Here is a 23,689-nt window from a genome sequence, read left to right on the forward strand (position 1 = left end):
TTAATCTAATATTATTTTATAGAATGCGCTAAAACGAAATTGTTACGTTTTACATTCTAAAATAAATCTATGCATTTGTAAATGATTTTAGTAATCATTTCGATTTATTATTTTGACAAGAAGTTTTGAAGATTTGCAGGGGAAATCCTTGCAGAGCTTTTTTAGAATTAAATAGTTTCTAATCAATAGAGATTTATGCTACGATAACAATTATTAGAGTGCTATTACTATATAAGTGTTTTTTCGGGGGAGTAAGATGAAACGTTACAGATTTCTTCAACCGCTGACTGCTATATTCGTTCCTTACATGATTTTTGAAGCCTTTAATCTGGGGTTATTTAAGGATGTATTAATCAATATTCCGATTGGCCACTTTTATATTGTTAGCCTTGTTTCGATCCTAGCCAGTTTAATTTCTTTTGCAGTTGGGATAGCCGGAAGAAGAATTCGGAATATCAAAATTAGTTTTCTAGCTTTATCCTTCGTGTCTCTCGGGTTAATGTTTTCGGTACATGGGCTGTCTACTCCTAATTTCTTACATGGTTATACCCATTTACCTGGAATATCTGCACAATTAAGCATGCTATTGGCAACCTTCTGGATTTGGCTGTCATCGTTGTCATCTGATCATTCCATTGTTCAATTTTTTTCAAGGTTCCAGCGTTTTCTGCTCCCAATATGGACGGTGGCTTTAAGCATTTTTTGTATAATAGGCATGATAAATCCGCACATAGTGGATATAGTTCCATTGAATTCAGAACCTCTGAATCTTATTTTGACAATCGTAATCTTATTATTAAATGGCATTACGATTTATAACTATTATCAATCTTACCGGTATACGCTGTTTCCATTACAAATAGCGATTGTTTATAGTGCTGGCTGGATCATGGTCTCTCAGTTAATTATGGTGAGAGGTGTAATGTGGAATTTCAGCTGGTGGATCTATCACCTCTTATTATTTGCATCGATGATCGTGATGATTATCGGTTTGGTTAGACAGTATGCAGTAAAAGGGACACTTACTGAATCCATTCGTTCCTTGTTTACTGACGACCCTTTTGAACGAATAACGAACAGCATTTCACCTAGTGTCAAAGCTTTGGTTACTGAAACGGAAAAGAAAGATACCTACACGGCGGGGCATACCTTTAGAGTTACGATGTATGCTTTAAAACTTGCAGAAGAACTGCAATTGAAACCCGAACAGCTTCGCGCTATTGTTCAAGGGGGACTTGTTCATGATGTAGGAAAAATTCGTATCCCTGATGAAATTCTTAATAAGCCGGGAAAACTCCTTAATGATGAAAGGGTTCTAATTGAACAGCATCCTGTATTTGGCTATGATATTTGCAGGAATCTTGGATTCATGCAGGAAGAATTGAGTATCATCCGGTCCCATCACGAAAAGTGGGATGGAAGTGGATATCCGGACGGACTAAAAGAGAATGACATCCCTTTCTTTGCCAGAATAGTAGCAGTTGCAGACGTATATGATGCTCTAACTTCAGAACGTTCTTACCGAAAAGCATGGACACACTCCGAAGCCATGAAGTATCTAAAAGAAAACAAGGGAACCCATTTTGATCCTCAATGTGTTGATGCATGGGAGCAACTTTGTTTAAGGAATCCATCCGTTTACAAATACCCATCAAAGGCTATTAAGGAGGAAACAACCATACAGAAGCTTTCTTTATTTTAGGCTTTGTTAAATAGTATTGTTGTTTTTTAGGCAAAAAATATGGGAACGTCTGATTTGGACGTTCCCGTTCTTATTCCGTTAAAGCACCCGTTAATGAAATAAAGTAATTTATTTATTATAATCTTACCAGTGTACTTGAAGTTTATTACCATTTGGGTCATAAAAGTGGAAAAAGGCATGACCATTATCTTCTTTTATATCCTCGACCTTAACTTGATTATCAATTAAGTGTTGATGAAATTTAGATAATTCTGGACTTGTAAAGCCAATGCTAAATTCTTGTTCATTATCAATTGTAAAATGTGCAAATGTTTCATCTTCGGTAGGAACTAAGATAAGTAAGAAAGGTCCTTCATTTACTTTTAAAATTGCAAGTTCCTCAGTATTGTTTAGTAACTGGAGCCCTAATACATCTCTATACCATTGTGCAGACAGTTCTAAATCTTTTACAGGAATTCTAATATAATGTACTTGTTCAATAAATGATTTACTCATAGCCTTCTCTCCTTTATTTAATCCGGTATATCAAATAGTTCCCTTTCTACATACCTTTTTCCTTCCGATTATTGATTTAACCTGCCCTTTAACGGAACAATAAACTTCTTATTATTCGGAAAATTCTGATAACATTAGTTTATCATAAGTTATGTTAACTGAGAAAGAACAACTGTCTAAAACCATTTTGGTTATCGTAAAGTTATCTTTTATATGTTTGATGGTGTCTAAGAATTGGAACCAGCTCAAATAATGGTCTAGATATTTAGTCGCTACACCATTAAAACGCTCCATCCAGCTCTTTAAACGGCTGTGATAACTATTTACATTCTGGATATGATAAATTCCTTTAACTCCCTCCCTACCATTTGCTTTAAAGCGGGTAATTTTAGTCTACCCATTATAGAACAACTGTTCGAGAAAATCAAATAACAACATTATTCTTTAACAAAGCCTTATTTTAAAAAGAAAGCAATAATCCATATGTGAATTTTGAGCTAATCGGTAGGGTACTGGTTAGCTTTTTTAATTGAATGCAAGGAACATTAATAGTTTGTTGTTAAAAAAATTACTTCGTAAAGTGTTGACAATCTAAATGAATATATGATAAATTTATCTCGAGTTAAAGATAAATGAATTCGAGGTAATTAATTGAACAATCACTTCGGATTCGAAGATAAAAGCTGGTTTGCCTTAATTTTAAAATATGAGGGTAAACAATTTTTTTTGAATATATGTCTCGATTTCGAGATAAAAAACACAAATGGGGGAATTTAACATGGCAAAATGGACAGTAGACCAATCACACTCAAGCGTAGGATTTGAAGTAAAACACATGATGGTGTCAAAAGTAAAAGGACAATTTGAAACTTATTCAGCGGAAATAGAAGCTGCAGATTTAACAGATTTAACATCAGCTTCAATCGCATTCAAATTTGACGTTGCGAGCATCAACACACGTAGTGAAGACCGTGATAACCACTTAAGATCTGCAGATTTCTTTGATGTAGAGAATAACCCAACAATTGAATTTACATCAACAAGCATTACAAAGGATGGGGATGAATATAGCGTAACCGGTGATTTAACGATTAAAGCTGTAACAAAACCAGTTACGTTTGCTGTTGAATTTAATGGTAAGGGTAAAAACCCATGGGGCGTAGAAGTGTACGGATTTGAAGCAGAAGCAAAAATTAACCGTGAAGAATTCGGTCTTACTTGGAATGCAGCGCTAGAAACAGGCGGCGTACTTGTAGGGAAAGACATCAAAATTAAAGTTGAACTAGAAGTTAACCCAGCGGCATAATTTTAATTAGTGGCAAGGTCATTATAAAAACCAAAAACCAATTCGAGCACTGTATTAATAGTGCTCGGATTGGTTTTTTAGTATTTATAGAGTAATAGGAATGGGTTACTTTTCTAAAGATCTTATTACCTGCCTAAATGAGTCCTCTACCTGCGAATTTTTTGTTAACCTGTATTGGAAATATTCCCTTAATCCACTAGAGATAGTTTCATAGACAAATTTAAGATAACTCAAACATATAACTTGTCCTAACGAAATATAGATATAAAGGAGTGATTCTTTTGTAATATTAGATGGGAGTGAGACGTAATGTACTTCAGTAAAAAAACGATTACCATTTTGTTAAGTGTGATAGTATTGATTTTCTCAGGTGTTGGTGTTTATGCGGCTGCGCAACAGAATGATGGCAGCCAAATTCTCTATGCGTGTAAGAAAGATAATGGACAACTTCGTTTGGTTGACCAAAACGCATCATGTGGTCCTAACGAGGAAAAGATATTCTGGAACGTAGAGGGACCTGCGGGACCAATGGGAGCACAAGGACCTGCAGGCAAGGATGGGATAGATGGCAAAGACGGTGCGGCGGGGCCACAGGGACCTCCAGGAGTTTCATTGCCTGTAGGTGACGGGAATTCTGTACTTAATTATGATGTTTATATGAAATTGGGAACAATCAAAGGGGAATCGGCAGCTGAGGAATATCCAGATTGGATCTTGCTAACTGGAGTGGAGTTTGATGCTTCTCAAGTTGTTAATACAGGAGGAGGCGGCGCAGGCAGTACAGGGAAAGCCTCCATCAATGAGTTTGTAGTCAAGAAAAGTTACGATTCTTCTTCTATCTCAATATTTCAAGATATGCTTTTAGGGAAACATATTGCTGATTGCCAAATCGTGTTCGTGTCACGCGGGGAAGTACCAACTCCTATTATCACGATTGAATTAACCGAAGTCCTAATCACAAATTATAACTTTGATAATGCGTTTGAAACCATTGGATTAAATTTTGCCAAGATAAAGTCGACCTACAATGGAGTAAATCCTCCGATTGTAGGCAATTTTGATTTCAAGACAAACAAATAGGTCGAAAGGAAGAACCTGTGGATTTATCTCAGGTTCTTTACTATATTGTAGGGTCCAAGGAAAAACAAATATGGAATTTCAGTATATGGGATCGTTATTTCACCCTCAAGTAATAGGGTAGATTCGATTTGAATAAAGGGTTAGATAAGTATTTAGAGAATATATAAAAAAATGTTATGGCGAGGTGAAGGTATGAATATAGGTAGAGAGTATTTGAAAACAGTAACACAACGCTTTACGGATGCAAAGATAACCACTGAAAAAGCAATTGAGCAATTAACCGAAAGAGAATTATTTTGGTCTCCGAATGAAGAGTCCAATAGTATTGCAATTATTATAAAACACATGAGTGGTAATATGGTTTCACGTTGGACTGATTTCTTTACATCTGATGGGGAAAAACCGTATCGAAATCGTGATGATGAATTTGTGGAAGATAGTAAAACGAAGGAACAAGTGATGGAGCTGTGGGAACTTGGATGGAATACCTTTTTTACTGCATTGAAAGATATTGACGAAGAACACCTCTTAAAAACAATTACCATCCGAAATGAACCTCATTCTGTTATAGAAGCGATTGAACGCCAAATGTACCATTATTCTTACCATGTTGGGCAAATCATTTATATCGCAAAAAATTTAAAATCTAGTGATTGGAAGTCCCTAACGATTCCTCGAAAAAGTAAATAATCGCTTTAGAGTAATAGTAAAAGTAGGAGGATAATATGGAATTTTTTGGATTATTATTAACGATGGTGCCGTTGGTCCTACTCGCTTTTATTTTCAACTGGGTACATACTTTAAAATCAACTCCTATAGGCAAATTCAACAAAATGAAGAGATTATTTCATTGTTAAAAGAACTTTGTAAAAAAGAGTAGGTGCTTATACATTTAACTAGTGTGTTGATCCAATAAGGATTAATGCACTTTTTTGTTGAAATTTTATTTCTATAATGGTTCAAACTAAATGATGTGATTTTAACTTGTTAGAAATGCATGTATGGATCCTTTATCACGCAACCCTATAGTTACTTGTTCTTGACAAGCAACCCTGTGGTTGCTTATACTTTATATATGAATTGGGACAAAGAAGCTATATTCAAAGCACTTGGCGACTCGACTCGGAGGCTTATGTTAGACGAACTATCCGAACAAAACGAGCAGACGTTGTATGAACTTACGGTACGTCTCATTATGAAGCATGACCTTGCAATTTCACGACAAGCGATAGCTAAACATCTTTCGGTTTTGGAAGCTGCAGGGCTCGTAACATCAGAAAGAAAGGGAAAATACCGAGTAATAGTATTCATTAGAGAACCACTAAAAAATTTGCTTAAAGGATGGATAGATTAGTTTTATAAAACGGAACAGGACATCCGGCAATGTGTAAGTTGTTTCTGACAGATTGTTAACAAATCAGAATAATTCACCAACTATCAAAGGAGACAAAAACATTATGAAAATCATTGTTACTAGTATATTTGTAAACGACCAAGATAAGGCACTAAATTTTTATTCAGAAACACTCGGATTTGTAAAGAAGCATGACGTTCCAACAGGAGAATATAGGTGGATTACGCTAGTTTCATCCGAGGATCAAACAGGGACCGAGCTTTTACTTGAGCCGAATAACCATCCAGCCGCAAAAGAATATCAAGAAAAGTTATTTGCAGAAGGCATCCCAGTAACCATGTTTGGGGTTGCAGATATTCACGCAGAGTACAATCGATTAGTGGAAAAAGGCGTCAAGTTTACTATGGAACCGACAAAAATGGGCGAATTAACAATAGCAGTCTTCGATGATACATGCGGCAATCTTATTCAGATAATACAGCAGTAACTTCATGTATAAATAACCAAGTTCAATCGACTTAATTGATATGTTTTGAGTTGGGGTAGTATTTTATCAATCACCTTAAATAACCCTGTCCTAATCATAGGACAGGGTTATTTAAGGTTTAATGAATAAATGGCTATTCGGCACATTCCCAAATCGCTTTACCTTGTAGTGTGAAAATGCCGTTTTCTTTTGTTCTCGCAGAATTTATCATGGCTTTAGCCAATATTTCTGTCGGCAGCGGGTTTTGCGAATGAAAAATCCCTATTTTATTAAAAAGCTGTATGGCTTTCAGTCCGGCAACTTCAGCTGTTCTATCACTATTTTTTCGTATCAATACTGGCGGGTTAAAGATTGTTAGCTTTGGAAACCCTAAAGATTTTACAGCTTCTTCTAACTGCCCTTTCATCCTAGTATAAAAGAAACGAGATTTAGGAGAAGAAAAACCCGAAGATACCAATACATAGTTATTCACATTGTTTTCTCTGGCAAGTTTGGCAAACTGGAATTGATAATCGTAATCAACTTTCCATTGAGCTTCTTTACTGCCTGCCGCTTTAAGGGTAGTTCCCAAACACGAAAATAAAACATCCCCCTTCACTAAATGCTTCCATTGTTCTGGTTTATCAAAGTCAATAACATGTACCTTTAATTTTTTATGTTGGATATCCAGATCACGTCTAACAAAAATATCTACCTGATGAAAAGAATCGTCTTTTAACAATAAATCCAGCAAGTCTATTCCTGTGGCCCCAGTTGCTCCTATTACTAATGCGTGCATTTTATTCTTCTCCTTATTGTAAAATATCGTCTTTCTGAAATTAATTTTCGCGTTCGTTCTAAGATAAATAGTAAAGAGGGCCCCTTAGTAAAATTTGCAACTAAAAATTTCTCATAAGTAATTTTAACAGAACAAACTTCATTTCTACAAAGAGGAAGAGCCAGATCATCTTATGAATAACAAAATAAATTACAGAACTTATTAGTTCATTTAATTAGGAGAGGAGTCCATTAACGGGTGTGTTTAACTAGAATACCTAAGCCTATATTTTAGAAATTCGGAAGGGGTGAGAACAGAAAACGTATCATATGGAAATTCAAATAGGAATAGTACCTTACTAGATTAAATAAAATGATAATAGGAAGAAATGAGGTGGTTTTATAATAGAGAAACTGAGAAAAATTAATATGAAAACTGCTGTATGTATGGGGATTATTTTTTACTCTTTGACTATCTTAATTCATGTTCTAATTCTCAGCGGCATTATTCCATTCACATGGGTTAATGGCCGCTACGCAGCTGCCAATATCTATTATCAATATCATTATTTCTATTAGTGGAGGAGCGTTTACGCTGTTTGTTGGCAGAATTATACTATATACATACAAAAGAGTAATAACCGTTATATGCTGCATTTTTGTTGTACTTTGGTCTTTTGGGTTTATACAACAATTGTTTGGAACACCTTTTGAAAAAATGGTTTGTTCGTTAATTTTGTTCCTTGGAGTTATCTCGAACTTACGTATGGTGATTGAAAAAAGATAACAGTAACACTAAAATCAACAACTTTGTGAAAAAATACACTAAACAGGGGCTAGAGTGAAATAAAAACATATTAGAGAATAAATAACGCTTGGACTAAACCAAAGAGTTGAAGAAAAGAAGCAAGTAACCTTGCACAAATAGCAAGGTGCCTGGCATCTTTATTAATCTCTGTTAAATTTGTATTTTCTCAAAGAAATAAATAAGAAAATCCCAAGAGAAACAATGGTCCACATGAGTGAGATAGCCGGATCAATATTTCTGACAACAAATAAGGAAGGGATGTCACCTGAGGCAGAGTCATCCATCGTTATAAACCACCCCAATAGCATATTATTTGCTGCGTGCGCTCCAATCGACAATTCGGCACTGTTCGTTTTTGCAGTTATATAACACCAAATGAATCCAGTTAACAAATAATCAGCTCCAACCAAAATGGGGGAATACCCCATCTCAGGATTGGTGAAATGGAGTGCGCCAAATATCGAGCCTGCTAATAGAGATAAAAGAAAGGGAATGCGAATCCATTTTCCTAACAACTGCATGAGATATCCTCTAAAAAATATTTCCTCACAGGTCGTTTGAATGGGAGTTAATACAAGTACGAGCACAAATAACAACAAAAAATCAGAAACTCTGACATTGTTAAATAAGTAATCCCCAGGGCTTAACAGGGAATCGATGATGGAAGTCAGACCCAGGATGACAAAGAAGGTAATAAATCCAAAGCCTATTCTCTTCCAACCTATTTTTCTATTGGGCGTAACGAGCGAAATAAATTTGCGTTTATGAATGAAACGAATTGCGACAAAAAAGCCCAAAAGCCAAAATAAAAATTGTGAATTCATCAGGGCAAAATAAAGTAACGGGTTCATTCCTACATAATCCTCTTTTTCAAAATCATAATTGGTATTAGGGTTTTCGTCCGTATTAACAATCCAATCGCTAATGATGACAAAGGGCAGCGCACCAACAAAGATAAACAGAATAATTACAATAAATGAAGATAAATACCGCTTCCAGCTATTCTTGCCTTCTTTTACTTTAATGAAATCCAATTACAGTACACCAACATTCTAATAGTTTTGAAAAATACATACAAATTATTTCACTATTGGTTAATTTAGTCAATTACTAGGTTTAATGACCGGATATTTTTAATATAGATTGCTTAATAAGAGGGCAGGCGGCACTACAACCACCAACCGCTAAAAAGTGTACACTTACATGTCTTCCCTCCAGTTTTATTTAAATGTTATTACATATAATCGGCTTCAAGCCCTTTTTCTTATGAAGCTAAAGGGGAAATTGTATAGCAGTTAGTTAACTTGTTATTTAAATAAAATCAGTGAGATTTGAAGATTGGGTTACTGGGATAGTCCTTTTTGTTGTTGCACTATCGGGGAAGAATAGTTCAATAAGAACAGGGAAAAAGATACCTTACGACGAATTTATTCTTATTGTAAATCAAAGTTATTTATTGGAGGTATTAATGAATCCTATACTAAATCAAATCGGTACAGTTTTTATTCCTGTAAGTAATATTGAAGAGGCACGTAATTGGTATTGTGACATACTTGGTTTAGCATCAGAAGGCGAAATATTATTTGGTCATTTGTTTATAGTACCTATGAATGGAACAGGTATAGTATTAGATAGCAAAATTTTTTCAGATGAAAGTATTTTCAAAGCCCCGCTATTTCATTTCAATACTAATAATATAGAGAATGCTTACGAGTATATGATGCAAAAGAATGTAGAAATAACAACAGGAATAGAGAATAATCAATGGTTTAATTTTAAAGACCCTGATGGCAATCATTTGATGGTGTGTGAGTGTTAAAACCTTATTAAGCAAACATGATTTGTATTATAAAAATCATTTATAATAGAAAAAGAAAAAATTCTAAAATATTGAACTTGGGGGCAACTATATATGACTGGAATTGCAAAAACTCCTGAACCACCTTATTTTGCAGTGATTTTTTCGTCACAGAGAACTACGGGAGATAAAGGTTACGGAAAAATGGCGGAAAAAATGGTAGAATTAGCTTCTCAGCAAAAGGGATTCTTAGGCGTGGAAAGTGCTCGTGATGATGGGGTAGGAATTACAGTTTCATATTGGGATTCCTTAGATGCTATAAAGAATTGGAAGGAACACTCAGCACATCAAATTGCACAGGATAAAGGTAAAAATGAATGGTACAAGAGCTTCGCAATAAGAGTGTGTAAAGTAGAAAGAGATAACTTTTACGAAATGTAATTATTCTAGCCTTATCCAACTAAATGATACTTTACCTCATAACAGGGTTGTAACAGCAACTTATTTTTTATGCAACTAAAGGTGCAGGTTAGTGCAACAAAAATCCAATCAGACTACAAATGTCTTGATTGAAAAAGAAATTTAATACTATCTGTTGTTCAACGAACGGGGACAAGAGTTTAAGATTGGGACTGCTGCGGCAATCCCTTTTCTTCTTGAACTAAAGGGGCAGGATACTTAAAGAAGGTGCAATCAACAATAATGGAGAAATACTCATAGTATTGTAGGGAGGGGTTTTATGGATTTAAGAATACATAGTGATTTTTCTAAAGTGAATCTTGATGAAATGAAGGAAATTTATTCTTCTGTCGGTTGGACAAAGCATATAAAAGAGATTATCAAGCAAGTTTTCGAAGCAAGTAATGTCATAGCATTGGTTACAGTAATTGGTCGGATTATTGGATTTGGTAGGGCGATGACAGATAGTGTTTTTAATGCTGCAATTTATGACGTTATAGTACATCCAGAATTTCAACAACAAGGGATAGCGAGACAAATTATGGAGTATTTACTTGATAAATTAAGTAATATATCGTGCGTTCATTTAATATCTACCTCTGGAAATGAGGACTTTTATAAGAAACATGGATTAAAGAGAATTAAAACAGGAATGGCTAGGTACTTAAACCCTAATCTAGCCAGTGAGTATTTAGAATAACCATTTTTCTTGTTGTACTAAAGAAGCAGTTTAATAAGAACAGACAATCAATATACTATGTAGAATATAATAAGATGAGGTTGTATAAATATATAGAAAAAACAGTATATAAAAATTAGGAGTGTTGGTTATGGTTCATGCAAAAGATGTTTTATCGGATCAGTTGTTGGCAAATGCCAATGACCCTAGTTGGTACCTACCATTTTCAGATTCAGTAGAAAGATTGTCTGAGGAACATGCATTTTGGAAGCCAAACGAAGAAAGTAATAGTATTGCTGAAATTGTGCAGCATCTACTATATTGGAATCAAACATGGCAAACAAGGTACCAAAAATCTCATGTTGATGCTGTGCCTTCCATAGGAAATAATAATAACAGCTTTATTATTCCTGAAAATCATACTTTTGCTGGCTTAAAGAAACAACTATTAGAGGTGCTTTTACGTTGGCAAGAGTTATTATCTGAAGAAAATGTTGAGAGTGAAGTTAATGGTTTTCCTGGACACGTGAAATGGTGGGCAATACTCGGAAATGTGGCAACTCATAACGCATATCACATTGGTCAGATCATTTATATCCGGAAGTTGCAAAATAGCTGGAAAATAGATGCAGGAGAAGATAAATAAATAAAAGTTGCACTAGCGCCTACTTGAACTAAAGGGTGCTAAAGTTGAGGATCAATCTGCCATTTGGTGGCTTTTTCTTATTGAGCTAACGTTGCAGGTTAGTTGAACAAGAAATAAAAAAGCATCGGCTTTAAAACTGATGCTTTTTCACTTTACTTTATGGAATTTGTGATTTCCATTAATATTTCGGATGTTACTTTGTCCGATATTCTCTTATTTACACTCAAAACATACTGGAATCCATCTTTTTCAAATGCTAATAGGTTAATTCCTCTTGCAAATTTCGTACTATAAATCGCATTACTTCCGTCTTTTAGTTTTAAGGTTCTGTCAATATGTTCCTTTCTAATTGGTAAGCCGTACTTTGCTGGTTGGACAAAAATCATATAGTGGTTCTGAGGTATATCCTTATGCAAGTATTCAATTTCATACTTATCATTTATTTCGTCATCGAGATTATTGAACCTTCCGAAACTGTGTGTAAAAGCAACTGGAGGCAATGGTACTGGCAAGGCTATCTCTTGCTTAAAATGTTTATTGCCTTCGTTTAAAGCCTCGTGAACTTCTTTGAAGCCAATATCAAAATAAACCTTTTGAAGTTCTTCGCTCGTGTAGCTAGCCTTAACTATAGGCGAAAAAGAAAAGGTTAGAACAATACAAAATACGAATATTTTTATTTGATTATAACCACGTCCTTATTTTTTTCTAGGTGTTAATTTGGTATTTATTATTTGCAAGTATTTTCTTAACTATTAACTGGCTGTCAACACGGTGCAGTTCTTATTGCACTAACGGAGCAGTTTAGTTTAATAACAGGGATAAAAATACAAATGGTTTTATATCGCATTTGCCTCATACGGTGTAATAAACAAGAAGGTTTTTTAAAATAAAAAAACCAACAAATAGCTGGTTATAGGTAGACTTTCTTAATTGTCAGTTATCGGAGTTGATTTTGAAAAGCGTTTAATATCGCATCTCGTTGAGCTGGGAGTAAAACACCAAATTCTGTGATTTCACAAATACTTATTACAAATTTTTCAACTGTAAACTGATTGGGGCTACCACAAAAACATATAAATTTGAAGGATAGGTCTCCAAGGATAAGAATCGAATCATCTTGTACATCTTTTATTGTGCCAAAAACAAAGGAACCATCTCTTTCAAAAACAACAACGATTTCTCCTATGTTTTTTTTAAGCTGTTCTGCCATCCCCTCAACACATTCACATTGGCAATCTTATGATTCTCAGACATCTCAGACAAAAGAACACCTCCATTAAAAGGAAATTTTAATTCAATTTAAGATATTCAGATTGTTTCTAATTGTCTGCATGGTTGTCCATAAAAACATAAATTTTATGTGAAGGAGATATGTTATAAGTCCATTTATGGGTAAAGATAATGTCCAATAGAAGAGAAGGTGCTTGTTCAACAAACGGGCGGCTTTACTTGAATAAGAACAACATAGGAATCCAAAACCAGATATGAAAATTCATGAGTGGCAAATATGATTGCATTTATGTCTTCTTGCAAATATTTTAAAAAAATGTTAAACTTTAGAAGAATTATTTTTGATCGGTGTAAAGGATAGTATAAGATTAACTTTTCGTCTTGATGATCACTGAGTGCAAGGATAGTAACACATTGTGTGCAAAGCACACAGCAGGAGGAAACAAAATGGAACAAGGTAAAGTAAAATGGTTTAACGCAGAAAAAGGTTTCGGATTTATCGAGCGTGAAGGCGGAGAAGACGTATTCGTTCATTTCTCAGCTATCCAAGGCGAAGGTTTCAAATCTTTAGACGAAGGTCAAACAGTTTCTTTTGACGTTGAGCAAGGTCAACGTGGAGCTCAAGCGGCTAACGTGCGTAAAGCTTAATAATAAGAACAAACTAAAGCAGGCTCTTTATAGAGTCTGTTTTTTTATTGCTCCTTTTAAAAACAAGGAGCCCCACTCACGAATGAGTAGGGCACATGTAAACAAGTAAATCAAATGGTAAACAAAGTGTACCATATTATCAAGAATTCTCCTAATTACCTTTGAATAAACATTTTAAAGTGCTTATGGAGAGAGTGGGAAAATTGTCCATCTTTATTGGCGTAATTCGACTAACGGGTGCTTGAGTTTAAGAAGGGTTAGGCTGCTGCGGCAGCCTTTTTTGCTTGTTCCACTAACGAAGCAGGATAACTGAAGAAGGATTTTTTTAAATTGGAAACGAATTTTATAGTATCTTTCTCTAAATATATAATAGTTTAAAATAGGGGTGTAAAAATGAATGACAAAAAGAAAAGGATTAGAAAAATTATAAGTGGGCTCTTTGCAGGAGTCGTAGCAACGATTGTCCCTATTGTCTTTCTTGCTTACGCTATGGGAGAGGGGGAAGGAAAAAGTATTCTAGATTTTCTTTCTTACCTGCTTCCGCTAATTGCTATTTCCGCACTTTCTTTAATTACTCCAGTTCCCTATATTATTGGTGGTATTTTAATACTGTTTAGTCTATATGTAGAAAAGATAAAGTGGCGTATCTTTCTCCAAGCACTAACTTTATCAGTCCTGCCGGCTACTGCATCCGGACTATTATCGCTTTTAGATGGTTTTTCTATTAAAGAAGCGTTAGAAGATTCCTCCGGTTTCTTTCTACTCCTTTTTGTCTGGGGAATCATAATTGGTTTTATCCACTTGTGGTTTGAAAAGTGGTTTAAAAAAAAGAGAACAAATAAAACAACATACTTTTTAGAAAAGTGTGAAATCAACATTAAATAGAAAATAACTTATTAAACGAATGGGTGCATTACTGGAACAACGGTAATGCTTATTTCCTTTTTTGACTAACGGTGCAGTTTAGTTCAATAAGAAAATTGAAAAGATAAAAGAGAATGGCTCAGAATACTGAGCCATTTTCTTTTATAAAGACCATTTAATGGTTAGAAATTTTCGTTTCATTTATTGATAACAGTAATAGAGGGTTGAAATGGTTGAAGGGATGAGTGGTATCTCTTTTTTAAAGTCGTGTCAAGTTTTTTGGGTTATTGAATACATTAAAGAGAACAGATCATTTATACAGAGTGAGGTGACAAAATCATATTTTCTGCTACAGAAATGCGGGATTTCACGTTGTTTTCCTTGCCCCATATTGTTACATTATTGATCTTCTTTACTTCATTTTCCCTTTTCATTTATTACAGACAGAAACTTAAGGAATACCAAGCCATTTTGAAGTGGTCATTATTTACTATTTTGCTTGTTTGTGAGATAACCCTACAATTGTATTTAATTGTAATAAAGGAATGGACCGTTAGTGATCTTCCATTGCAGGTTTGTTCCATTAGTGCCTTTTTGGCTTTGTTCTTATTCTTGAAAAAAAACCCCAAAATGTTTCAATTGTTATTTTTTATCGGTACACTTCCTCCTATTTTGAGTATGATTTCACCAGATATTATCCACCAATTTCCTCATTTTCGTTTTATAAGATATTTCCTTAAACATTCAGCCATCCCGTTAGCAGTATTGTATTTTATCTTTTTTGAAGGGTACAGGGTTCCCAGGAAGGCCATTTTATCCAGCTTTTTCATTATTAATCTAATTGCTTTACCTATTTTTTTCTTGAATCGACTGCTTGGCACCAACTTTTTCTTCTTAGCAGCACCTTCGGAAGCCGAGACATTATTATTATTTTTCGGAAGCGGGATAATGTATAACATTAGTCTTGAGATCGTCGCACTGATTGTATGTATCATCACGTATATTCCAATGGGTATTTTACAAAAAAAAGAAAATATGAAAATAGGAGGTCATTAAAGTAGAGACAATGATTGGTGAATCATATCCCTTCACAGTCTAACCGGTGCAAGGAGGCTATGGAGGATCCTTCTCTAACATTTTAAATGAAATAGAAGAGCTGCAAACAATTCACGAAATATTTTACGACGATTTATTGATGAATCAATAAAGAGAAATTTATCCATTTGTATGTCTTTTACAAAAACAAAACTTTTATTTACTTAATGAGTTTGTGAAGGAATGTACTTAAAGTAACGGGTGCTTTAGTTGAAGAAAGCCACTGATTTTTATCAGTGGCTTTTTTGTTTGTTTAATGGAAGACCTTTACTATGAACTATTTAATCAATCACGGCGGAATTCTAGTTACTTAATTCCATTATTAATTCGTGTACAATGTGTTGTTCAAAATCCTTTGGCTTATCCAATAGTATCCCTCTTCTTGACGCAGCTGCAATTATTAGTCCTAATTCATAGTACATATTTTTAGAAACTAATCCTTTTGAAATCATTTTCTTCACTTCATAATAAAATTGAATCAAAAAATCACTTGGTAATTTTTCATACAAAGACATTTTTGAAAACACCCACTATTCCTACTGTTCTAATAGGAATAATATCAATTAAAACTGAAATTGAAAAGAGTTTTTCGCCAGATTCATAAATTTGTCATTTTATTACAGATACGTTTGACAATACTGCTTTAATCTTGATGAACTAACGAGCAGAATAGTTTATTAATCTGGTTTTTTATTCACTGATTCCGGTTTGGATAACGTGAACCTTTACATCCAATTGAACAGGAACATTGGGATAGATGTCGTTCCATTTATCTGAGTCAAACGCTCTGTAATGTGCTTCATATTTGGCGCCAAGCCCTAAGGGATCAACCTTTTCTTTCTGAAATTGGGTGATAAGTCTTAATCCGTCCCTTTTTAGTTGGGATTCCAATTGTTTTTCAATATTCTCTATAGAAAGAGGACCTGATCCGTGAGAATGAGAGGAATACTCCAGAAATCTCACTTTCATATTTATGGATATAGTAAATGTAGGATCTTTCCCATTCATTTTAAATTGATAAACTGGTTTTGACTTGATGCTTTCAAAAGAAATTTTATCTCCATTTGACAAGGTTGCTTGGTGAAAAGCGTTTTTCTGTTCATCAACCAAACTTCGAAAGATAAAAGTGTCGGCTTTTTTCACTTCCAATACCAATTTGTCATCTTTCATGATCCCTAGACCAGAAATGATAATTTCATTCCCTTTTACAGAGATGATGGGCAGATATGGGTCATAGCCGTCCTGATAATATTGATACATGAAGGTATTAAAATCAGTCATCGGAATGGTTTCACTTTTAATATTTTGTTCCACCATTTCCTGCAGATGTAACGCGATATTTTCTACTTCTTTAAATGGCTTATTCAACAGTTCTTTCGTTTTACCATCCACGATGGCTAATTGAGAGATCCTCCCGATGGTCGGATCACGATTGAAGGTGTCTAGAATAGGAAATATCCCTTTTTCGGAAAGACTTTTGCTAAATAGGATGATCCGGATTTGTCCGCTAACCAGCTGAAAACGTGTTTTTCGGCTAGCATCCTGCCTAGATTCCTTGCTGCTATCTCCGATTCCCGAGATAGTCTTTGCTGTAGGAGGCTCTTTCCCGCCTTTGAAAATGGGAAAGACAAAATGGCTTTGAATTAAATCATCTTCGCCTTCATCATACCCTGCTCCCTGAATGATATCCAATTCATTCAGTTCTCTAGTCGGAAGCAGTGGTTCACATCCTCCAAGTAAGAACAATGTTATGACAAAGACGTATATTTTAGGCCTTTTCATACCTTGCTCCTTTTCCATATCATAAATATCATCCATAATATGGGGATATACACATAAAATAGCCCTATATGAACATAGCTCACCCAATCCTGATAGGCAGTAATACTCTCCCTATCTGTTAGAAATTGACACCCTGCTATGTTAAATAAAAGCAAAAACAAAAGCGGATACTTTTGTTTGACTCCGAATAATAATTTCAACCCCCTGCTCCCACACCATAAAAATATAGCAAGAATGGCTATTATGACGAGCATATACATTGAAATATATATATATTCAAAACGTTCAAGAAATGAAAAATGAATGAGTTTCGATAGAGTCAGCTCCGGCCATATCAGCTTACGAATTTGATTTTCACTGAAAAATAGGAAATTGTTGAGAACAGACATTGTATACAACACTGTTGTCAAAAGAATCCCTATATGAGCATATCTTTGAGTCACTTGATTTTTTCGGATAAAAGGATAAATCATTAAAATCACTTCAAACCCCGCCATCGTATAAATGCTCCCTTTTATTCCACTGATGAGGTCCCAAAACGAATGATCCAAAACTGGAAGCAGATTATCCATGTGGTAATAAGGAATAGGAAAAATAAACAGAGGCAATTGGCTAAGCATCGGAAAAATGACCGAAAAGAAGCAGATCCCGACCACTACTCGAAAACCGTTAGAAATTATATAATAGACAAGTAGCATTAATAGGCTGGAGATGATCCAGCTCGGTAGGGAGGGGAGAATCCACACCTGAACAATTTCGATATACGAGCGTAAAACGGAAAGACTGATTAAAGCGAAATATAACATGATAATGAAACTGAATAATCCCCCTATATATTTTCCCCATACTATTTGATGAATCTTAATGATATCCCCATCTGCAGCACTGACCAGTTTATACATTATAAACATCATTATTTGTATTCCCATACCGGCAAGCAGTACAGAAATCCATCCGTCGTAACCGGCTTCTTTTGCTACGTTGCGTTGAAAACTTAACATTCCTACTCCTACCTGAGATGCAACAATAATATATAATAATAAATAAGGGGACACCTGAAATTTTGTATCGATTTGCATGGGATCCTCCTTACTATTCATTAAAATCAGTTATTTTTTTGGGATAAGTGATAGTTCGTGTTGACTTCTTTTTCTTTTCTGGCTTCAGGTTCTGAGGATTTTGCTGCTGTCTAGAAAAGGGGAGCCTAAACCATAAATCTTGAAAAGATGTTTTACGAATCGGGTACATTCCCGCAAACGGACTCCCGAAGGATGATAAACTAATCACATGAACGAGCGTAAACAAAAAACCGATATAGATTCCAAAAAGTCCTAAAAACTGGGCTAATAACAAAAGGGGAAATTTGATAAAGCGAACACTGTTTCCTGTTTTGTAAATAGGTGTAATATAATTGGATAGAGTGCTAAAGCACACTAAGATAACGAGAATATTACTCGTTAATCCTGCCTCCACAATAGCCTGTCCAATGACAATCCCGCCTACAATCCCCAGTGTTTGTGCCACTCTGAATGGTAGATGGGCGCCTGCTTCTTTAATTAATTCAATTATTATTTCCAACAGTAAGACTTCCAAAAATGGAGGAAAAGGAACCGTAAACCTTGAGGAAGCCAAAGTTCCAAGAAGCCGTGACGGAATTAGCTCATAATGGTAGGTTAATATTGCAACATATAAAGGCGTAATGAATATAGCTAGGTAAAATGTAAAAAAACGCAAAAAACGATAAACACTGGCAATAATCCACGGATAACTGTAATCCTCCATAGAAATAAAGGATTCAATTAACGTAACCGGCAGGATAATTACATCAGGTGAGCCATCTACAATCAGAATGATTTTACCCTCCGATAACCCTCCGACCACCCTGTCGCATCTTTCTGATATAATTGTTAATGGAAATATTGTGGCAGTATGCTCACTAATCATACTCTCAATATAAGAGCTGTCAGATATATGGTCGTATTTGATAGTACTAACCCGTTCTGTGATTTCATTTACTAATTCGGTATTTGCTATTCCATCCATATAAAGAATTGCAACCTTGGTTTTGGATAGGTCTCCAACCGTAATTTCCGTAGAGCACAATTCTGGTACGGGAAGACGTTTTCTAATTAGGTTGACATTCGTATCGAGTTCTTCAACAAATCCAACCTGTGGTCCTAATACCGAAGGCTCTTTTTGTGGAGGACCAACTGGTCGAAATTCAGCATTAGCAATATTTACCAATAGACATTGTTTGTCCTGTTCTTGCAATCGAATGGCAACGTGACCATTTAGAATCTTTTCAATTATTCTTTTTTCATCGTCCGTTACTACAATTTCTTGAATTGGTATCTTAGTAACTAATTGTGCGAGAGATAGTGCGGTATCCAGATATGGAAGAACATCTCTGTTTAAAATTTCAGTCTTTATTAGTGTGCGATAATAAGCAATCCAGAATGGCTGGGATGACTTTAACGATGAATGATAGTCAACAAAATCATTTGACTTAGATAGTTGGAAACTCCAGTGATGTTTATCAGGTAATTGATCCTTAGGTTCATCTTTATTATTCGTGCCAATTTTTAGCATAAATATATTCCTCAGATACTTTTTTACATTATTTTTTTCTTTAATTGAAAATTTATTCATAGAATGTAAATAAACGAAAGTGCATTACTCCAAGAATGAGTAATGCACTTTTTGTTAAGAGTCTTTCTTGAAGTAACCTGTTGAGACAATTTGCAAATATTTAATAAATTCCCTTTCTAGATAGCTAAAATATTGATTATTTAATCGAATCCATCCAAATGGAATGGTTGTAATTCCACAATCTATTAATGGAATAAGAACAATGCTTCCATTCTTTACATAGATATCATCATTTAATGCCAAATCAATAATAAAGGTAATCGCTATTCCATCAACAACCGCTCTTTTTACGGTCTCCGAATTATTCGACATAAACAGAATTTCCATTTCCCCATGATCATTGAAAAACTGTTCAATAAATTTTTTCATATTAACCCCATTAAACATGGCAAGGGGTTGATCTAAGATTTCCTTTGGAGATAACGTGTGATGTAAAGATAACGGTGAGTTTTTATTGACACAGACATTTAATGTTCCGGAAACTAAGGTCCCATATTTTAAATCAGTCGAGTTTTGAATATTTTCATTAATGAAGACTAAACCAATATCAATCCTATTATTTCTAATATCATCAATAATTTCATTTTCTGCTTGTTCCGTTATTTCTAGTTTAACCCCAGGATAATCTTTTTTAAAAAGCGGAATTACTTTTAATAAAAGGGTTATTAGACTCGGACTTGATGAGATTTTTAATTTCCCATGGATACTGGTCGTTATTACTTGAGCCTCTTCTTTTAACAGTTGCAGCTTGGATACAATTTCATAAGCTATTTTAACAATTTTTTCACCATCATCTGTGAGTAGGGTTCCTGACTTTGATCTTATAAAAAGTTTCATACCTAATTCATTTTCTAAATTACTAATGGATCGGCTAATTCCAGACTGTGATATCTTTAGATTTTCAGAAGCAATGGAGATGGATTTTGTTTTCGCAACTTCGACAACATACTCTAATTGCTCAATATTCATAGTAAACCCCTTTGTATGAGTTTTAATCAAGTATACATGACTAAGTGATATTTTACATGCTTTAGAATCAATAATAAAATATTAAGAGTTGAGTCAAAAGCTTGTTATTAAAAGGAGGCTATATTAGGAAACTAAGCTCATATCAAATGATTGTCACAGAAATAGATGAGACTTTTGTTTTGCAGATGAAAAATAATCAAAGAAAAATGAACTCATATAAAATTTATTTCTTGTTCTGAATTATTAATCGTTATGTTTACTAACACATGGTTTCATCTTCTAATGAAACATAATCATTTCAATAAAATATCCTTATATGATAAATAGAAAAAGGAGTGTCCTTTCTGAGAAACCTATCATTGAAAAAATACACTATCATCGTTCTAGCATTATTCATCATTTCAGGTTGTCAGGGTCGATACTATGTTGTTGAAGAAAATACAAAAATTTCAAATCAGCAAACAAAAAAAGATGATAAAGAAATGAACAACCATCATAATCTAGATGAGCAAAAAACTTCAAGAGATAAAGCTTCAACTATCGAAAAGCAATCCAATACGAAAAAACCCGAACAAATAAAACAACCAATCACCGAGATTCAACAAAATCCATCTCCATCTGTAAAAGAATCTCCAATTGCTGTTAAAAAGGAACCATCTAAATCAATCAATAAGCCAGTAGAAAAACCTGCAGAAAAACCAGTCGAAAATAAAGATTCTATTCAAGTAGTTGCTCAACCGAATAGTATTCCGGTAGTGGTTAATAAATCATTATCTTTGCCTGAAAATTTTGTACCACAAAATCTCATGTACCTTAATGTTCCTTTTATCTTTTCAGGTAATAGTGAAAAACGAATGATGAGAAAAGAAGCAGCTATTGAGCTAGAACGTCTATTTGCAGGGGCAAAAAAAGAGGGAGTGACTCTATTAGGAGTTTCAGCTTATCGCTCTTATCAAACTCAAAAGGCCCTTTTTGAACGTTATGTAGCAATTGATGGGTATGAAAAAGCAAGGACATACAGTGCAATTCCTGGTACAAGTGAACATCAGACAGGACTAGCTATTGATGTAACAGGAGGAAATGGCAAATGTCCTGCAGAAGATTGCTTTGCCGGTACGATAGAGGCTGCCTGGTTAGAGCAAAATGCAGCTAAGTACGGTTTTATTATCCGATATCCAAAAGGAAAAGATACGATTACAGGGTATAAATATGAACCCTGGCATTTGAGATATGTAGGTAAAGATGTTGCGGTAGATGTTTCAACTAAAGGGATTACTCTTGAAGAATATTTTAATACACTACCAGTATCTAAATAACGAAAAGTCCTGGATCACCAGGGCTTTTTTATATGTTTACTGATAGTAAGACAAAGGATTCGTATAGAAAAGGAGCTTTAAGCAATGAAGAATCATAATAAAGAGGAAGCGCTTGTTCAATTAATCATAGAAAATAAGGAGAATTTTTATAGGTTAGCTTTTAGCTATGTGAAGAATAAAGATGATGCATTAGATATTGTACAGGAATCTATTCATAAGGCGCTTTTATCGCTTGAAAATCTAAAAGAAGAACAGAAACTAAAAAGCTGGTTTTATAGGATTGTTGTTAATAAATCTTTGGACTTTTTAAGAAAACACAGAAAAGTCAATGTGATGGATAATAATACTTTGGAGTTTTATAGTAATGGAAATCATGATGTCTATCAGGATATTGATCTTGAAAGATGTTTAGACGATTTACCAGAGAAGTTTCGAACAGTGATAGTACTTCGCTATTTTGAGGATTTAAAAATTGAGGAAATTGCTGAGATATTGAAGGAAAATCAAAATACTATAAAAACTAGATTATATAGAGCATTATCTATGTTAAGAATTCAGTTGGAACAAACCAAGTTATTAAAGGAGAGATAGAATGAATAAAAATCTAGAAAGGTTAAAATCTAAATATATGGATATAGAAATTCCTTCAGATCTCGATGATGTAGTCAATAAAGCTTTAAATCGTTCTCGCAAAAAGAACAGAACACCTATAAAAATACTTGTCGGCTCTGGAGCTGTTGCTGCACTACTAATGGTAGTATTAAATACCAATCCAGTACTGGCTAAAAGTTTATCAGATGTTCCTGTGATTGGGAATGTAATTAATGTTATGACTTTCGTAGAATATAAGGTGGACGATGAAAAACATCATGCAAACATAAAAGTGCCCAGTATTTCGAATTTGAAGGATAAAGATTTGGAAAAAAGCCTAAATGAAAAGTATTTAAAAGAGAACAAACAGCTTTATCAAGAATTTCTGCAAGAAGTGGAATCCTTGCAGAAACAAGGAGATGGCCATATTGGAGTGGAAAGCGGCTATGTCATTAAGACAGACAATGAAAAAATATTGTCTATAGGCAGATATGTCGTAGATACTGTAGGATCTTCTTCAACCACATTTAAATACGATACAATTGATAAGAAAAAACACCTGATATTAACATTACCTATTTTATTTGAAAATCAAAATTACATTGAAAAGATTAGCGAAAATATTAAAGATCAAATGAAACAGCAAATGAAGGAAGATAAAACGAAGGTATACTGGATCCTCGATGCAGGAGTGGAAAATCCTATAGACCCATTTGAAAAAATAACAGCAAACCATAACTTTTATATAAACCAGGAAAACAAATTAGTTATTTCCTTTGATAAATATGAGGTGGCACCGGGATATATGGGGGTTGTAGAATTTATTATTCCTACTGAATTACTTTATGATGACTTATTAGGTAGTGAGTATATAAAGTAAAAATATTGGTTTTTAAATTTAATTTAATATGGGATATTAGAGGAATTTGATAACATATCTTGGAGAGGAATAAGTTAGGATACTTATTTTTAACT

26 protein-coding genes and 1 pseudogene are annotated in these 23,689 nt (G+C 34.3%); 16 read left to right on the forward strand and 11 right to left on the reverse strand.

All coding sequences use genetic code 11. The features are described from left to right. The first annotated feature begins 256 nt into the window (after window positions 1-256). Entirely contained in the window at window positions 257-1,702 is a 1,446-nt protein-coding gene (locus QUG14_RS00735) for an HD-GYP domain-containing protein (protein ID WP_289338509.1), read from the forward strand. A 123-nt stretch (window positions 1,703-1,825) separates the two neighbouring features. Here QUG14_RS00735 and QUG14_RS00740 read toward each other — a convergent pair whose 3' ends face one another. Continuing rightward, complete coding sequence (locus QUG14_RS00740; protein WP_045516608.1) at window positions 1,826-2,197, reverse strand: VOC family protein; 372 nt, start codon at window positions 2,195-2,197, stop codon at window positions 1,826-1,828. 111 nt (window positions 2,198-2,308) lie between these two features. Next, window positions 2,309-2,578: pseudogene (locus QUG14_RS00745) on the reverse strand (IS1595 family transposase); the annotation flags it as partial. A 397-nt stretch (window positions 2,579-2,975) separates the two neighbouring features. Between QUG14_RS00745 and QUG14_RS00750 the strand changes: the two are divergent. From QUG14_RS00750 to QUG14_RS00770, 5 genes are all read left to right on the forward strand, one after another. Next, a complete protein-coding gene (locus QUG14_RS00750; protein ID WP_289338510.1) occupies window positions 2,976-3,503 on the forward strand; it encodes a YceI family protein in 528 nt (175 codons plus the stop codon). A 309-nt stretch (window positions 3,504-3,812) separates the two neighbouring features. Next, the gene (locus QUG14_RS00755) at window positions 3,813-4,583 is read left to right on the forward strand and encodes a type VI secretion system tube protein Hcp (RefSeq protein ID WP_289338511.1); all 771 of its coding nucleotides are present in this window, start codon (window positions 3,813-3,815) and stop codon (window positions 4,581-4,583) included. Window positions 4,584-4,775: 192 nt separating this feature from the next. Beyond that, a complete protein-coding gene (locus QUG14_RS00760; RefSeq protein WP_289338512.1) occupies window positions 4,776-5,273 on the forward strand; it encodes a DUF1572 family protein in 498 nt (165 codons plus the stop codon). A 385-nt stretch (window positions 5,274-5,658) separates the two neighbouring features. Beyond that, window positions 5,659-5,937: an ArsR/SmtB family transcription factor gene (locus QUG14_RS00765; RefSeq protein WP_289338513.1), complete on the forward strand. Its 279-nt coding sequence runs from the start codon at window positions 5,659-5,661 to the stop codon at window positions 5,935-5,937. A gap of 103 nt (window positions 5,938-6,040) precedes the next feature. After that, complete coding sequence (locus QUG14_RS00770) at window positions 6,041-6,424, forward strand: VOC family protein (RefSeq protein WP_289338514.1); 384 nt, start codon at window positions 6,041-6,043, stop codon at window positions 6,422-6,424. 133 nt (window positions 6,425-6,557) lie between these two features. On the opposite strand, the gene QUG14_RS00775 is transcribed toward QUG14_RS00770, so the two are convergent. Together QUG14_RS00775 and QUG14_RS00780 are read right to left on the reverse strand one after the other, a co-directional pair. Beyond that, the gene (locus QUG14_RS00775; protein ID WP_289338515.1) at window positions 6,558-7,202 is read right to left on the reverse strand and encodes an NAD(P)H-binding protein; all 645 of its coding nucleotides are present in this window, start codon (window positions 7,200-7,202) and stop codon (window positions 6,558-6,560) included. Between the two features lie 926 nt (window positions 7,203-8,128). Continuing rightward, window positions 8,129-9,022 (reverse strand): CPBP family intramembrane glutamic endopeptidase, encoded by an 894-nt coding sequence (locus tag QUG14_RS00780; RefSeq protein WP_289338516.1) that lies wholly within the window; start codon window positions 9,020-9,022, stop codon window positions 8,129-8,131. Window positions 9,023-9,456: 434 nt separating this feature from the next. Here QUG14_RS00780 and QUG14_RS00785 point away from each other — a divergent pair, with 434 nt between their 5' ends. From QUG14_RS00785 to QUG14_RS00800, 4 genes are all read left to right on the forward strand, one after another. Beyond that, complete coding sequence (locus QUG14_RS00785) at window positions 9,457-9,807, forward strand: VOC family protein (RefSeq protein WP_289338517.1); 351 nt, start codon at window positions 9,457-9,459, stop codon at window positions 9,805-9,807. Between the two features lie 93 nt (window positions 9,808-9,900). Further along, window positions 9,901-10,227, forward strand: a complete 327-nt coding sequence (locus QUG14_RS00790) for an antibiotic biosynthesis monooxygenase family protein (RefSeq protein WP_289338518.1) — start codon at window positions 9,901-9,903, stop codon at window positions 10,225-10,227. Between the two features lie 298 nt (window positions 10,228-10,525). Continuing rightward, a complete protein-coding gene (locus QUG14_RS00795; protein WP_289338519.1) occupies window positions 10,526-10,945 on the forward strand; it encodes a GNAT family N-acetyltransferase in 420 nt (139 codons plus the stop codon). Between the two features lie 130 nt (window positions 10,946-11,075). Further along, a complete protein-coding gene (locus tag QUG14_RS00800) occupies window positions 11,076-11,570 on the forward strand; it encodes a DinB family protein (RefSeq protein WP_289338520.1) in 495 nt (164 codons plus the stop codon). Between the two features lie 152 nt (window positions 11,571-11,722). Here the strand turns inward: QUG14_RS00800 and QUG14_RS00805 are convergent, their stop codons facing one another. Further along, complete coding sequence (locus QUG14_RS00805; protein WP_289338521.1) at window positions 11,723-12,082, reverse strand: hypothetical protein; 360 nt, start codon at window positions 12,080-12,082, stop codon at window positions 11,723-11,725. Window positions 12,083-12,507: 425 nt separating this feature from the next. After that, on the reverse strand, window positions 12,508-12,780 hold the full coding sequence (locus QUG14_RS00810) for a hypothetical protein (protein WP_289338522.1): 273 nt from the start codon (window positions 12,778-12,780) through the stop codon (window positions 12,508-12,510). Window positions 12,781-13,247: 467 nt separating this feature from the next. Here QUG14_RS00810 and QUG14_RS00815 point away from each other — a divergent pair, with 467 nt between their 5' ends. The 3 genes from QUG14_RS00815 to QUG14_RS00825 all read left to right on the forward strand — a co-directional run bounded on the left by QUG14_RS00815 (window position 13,248) and on the right by QUG14_RS00825 (window position 15,368). Further along, window positions 13,248-13,448, forward strand: a complete 201-nt coding sequence (locus QUG14_RS00815; RefSeq protein WP_168242950.1) for a cold-shock protein — start codon at window positions 13,248-13,250, stop codon at window positions 13,446-13,448. A 393-nt stretch (window positions 13,449-13,841) separates the two neighbouring features. Continuing rightward, entirely contained in the window at window positions 13,842-14,333 is a 492-nt protein-coding gene (locus tag QUG14_RS00820) for a hypothetical protein (protein ID WP_289338523.1), read from the forward strand. Between the two features lie 336 nt (window positions 14,334-14,669). Continuing rightward, window positions 14,670-15,368 (forward strand): YwaF family protein, encoded by a 699-nt coding sequence (locus QUG14_RS00825; RefSeq protein ID WP_289338524.1) that lies wholly within the window; start codon window positions 14,670-14,672, stop codon window positions 15,366-15,368. Between the two features lie 341 nt (window positions 15,369-15,709). On the opposite strand, the gene QUG14_RS00830 is transcribed toward QUG14_RS00825, so the two are convergent. The 5 genes from QUG14_RS00830 to QUG14_RS00850 form a co-directional block, all read right to left on the reverse strand. Next, window positions 15,710-15,922: a hypothetical protein gene (locus tag QUG14_RS00830; RefSeq protein WP_289338525.1), complete on the reverse strand. Its 213-nt coding sequence runs from the start codon at window positions 15,920-15,922 to the stop codon at window positions 15,710-15,712. 175 nt (window positions 15,923-16,097) lie between these two features. Next, window positions 16,098-17,189: a Ger(x)C family spore germination protein gene (locus QUG14_RS00835; protein ID WP_289338526.1), complete on the reverse strand. Its 1,092-nt coding sequence runs from the start codon at window positions 17,187-17,189 to the stop codon at window positions 16,098-16,100. Then, window positions 17,186-18,268 carry a GerAB/ArcD/ProY family transporter gene (locus QUG14_RS00840; protein WP_289338527.1) on the reverse strand — a complete coding sequence of 361 codons (1,083 nt, stop codon included), beginning with the start codon at window positions 18,266-18,268 and terminating at the stop codon, window positions 17,186-17,188. Before QUG14_RS00840 ends, QUG14_RS00835 begins: the two co-directional genes overlap by 4 nt. A gap of 13 nt (window positions 18,269-18,281) precedes the next feature. Continuing rightward, window positions 18,282-19,778 carry a spore germination protein gene (locus tag QUG14_RS00845; protein ID WP_289338528.1) on the reverse strand — a complete coding sequence of 499 codons (1,497 nt, stop codon included), beginning with the start codon at window positions 19,776-19,778 and terminating at the stop codon, window positions 18,282-18,284. 114 nt (window positions 19,779-19,892) lie between these two features. Further along, entirely contained in the window at window positions 19,893-20,807 is a 915-nt protein-coding gene (locus tag QUG14_RS00850; protein WP_289338529.1) for a LysR family transcriptional regulator, read from the reverse strand. 359 nt (window positions 20,808-21,166) lie between these two features. Here QUG14_RS00850 and QUG14_RS00855 point away from each other — a divergent pair, with 359 nt between their 5' ends. The 3 genes from QUG14_RS00855 (at window position 21,167) to rsiV (ending at window position 23,594) form a co-directional block, all read left to right on the forward strand. Then, a complete protein-coding gene (locus QUG14_RS00855) occupies window positions 21,167-22,123 on the forward strand; it encodes a M15 family metallopeptidase (RefSeq protein ID WP_289338530.1) in 957 nt (318 codons plus the stop codon). Between the two features lie 84 nt (window positions 22,124-22,207). After that, window positions 22,208-22,714, forward strand: a complete 507-nt coding sequence (locus QUG14_RS00860) for an RNA polymerase sigma factor SigV (protein ID WP_289338531.1) — start codon at window positions 22,208-22,210, stop codon at window positions 22,712-22,714. Window position 22,715: 1 nt separating this feature from the next. Continuing rightward, on the forward strand, window positions 22,716-23,594 hold the full coding sequence (rsiV, locus tag QUG14_RS00865; RefSeq protein WP_289338532.1) for an anti-sigma-V factor RsiV: 879 nt from the start codon (window positions 22,716-22,718) through the stop codon (window positions 23,592-23,594). Window positions 23,595-23,689 lie beyond the last annotated feature (95 nt).

It is taken from the genome of Neobacillus sp. CF12 (assembly GCF_030348765.1).
Classification (GTDB): domain Bacteria; phylum Bacillota; class Bacilli; order Bacillales; family Cytobacillaceae; genus Neobacillus.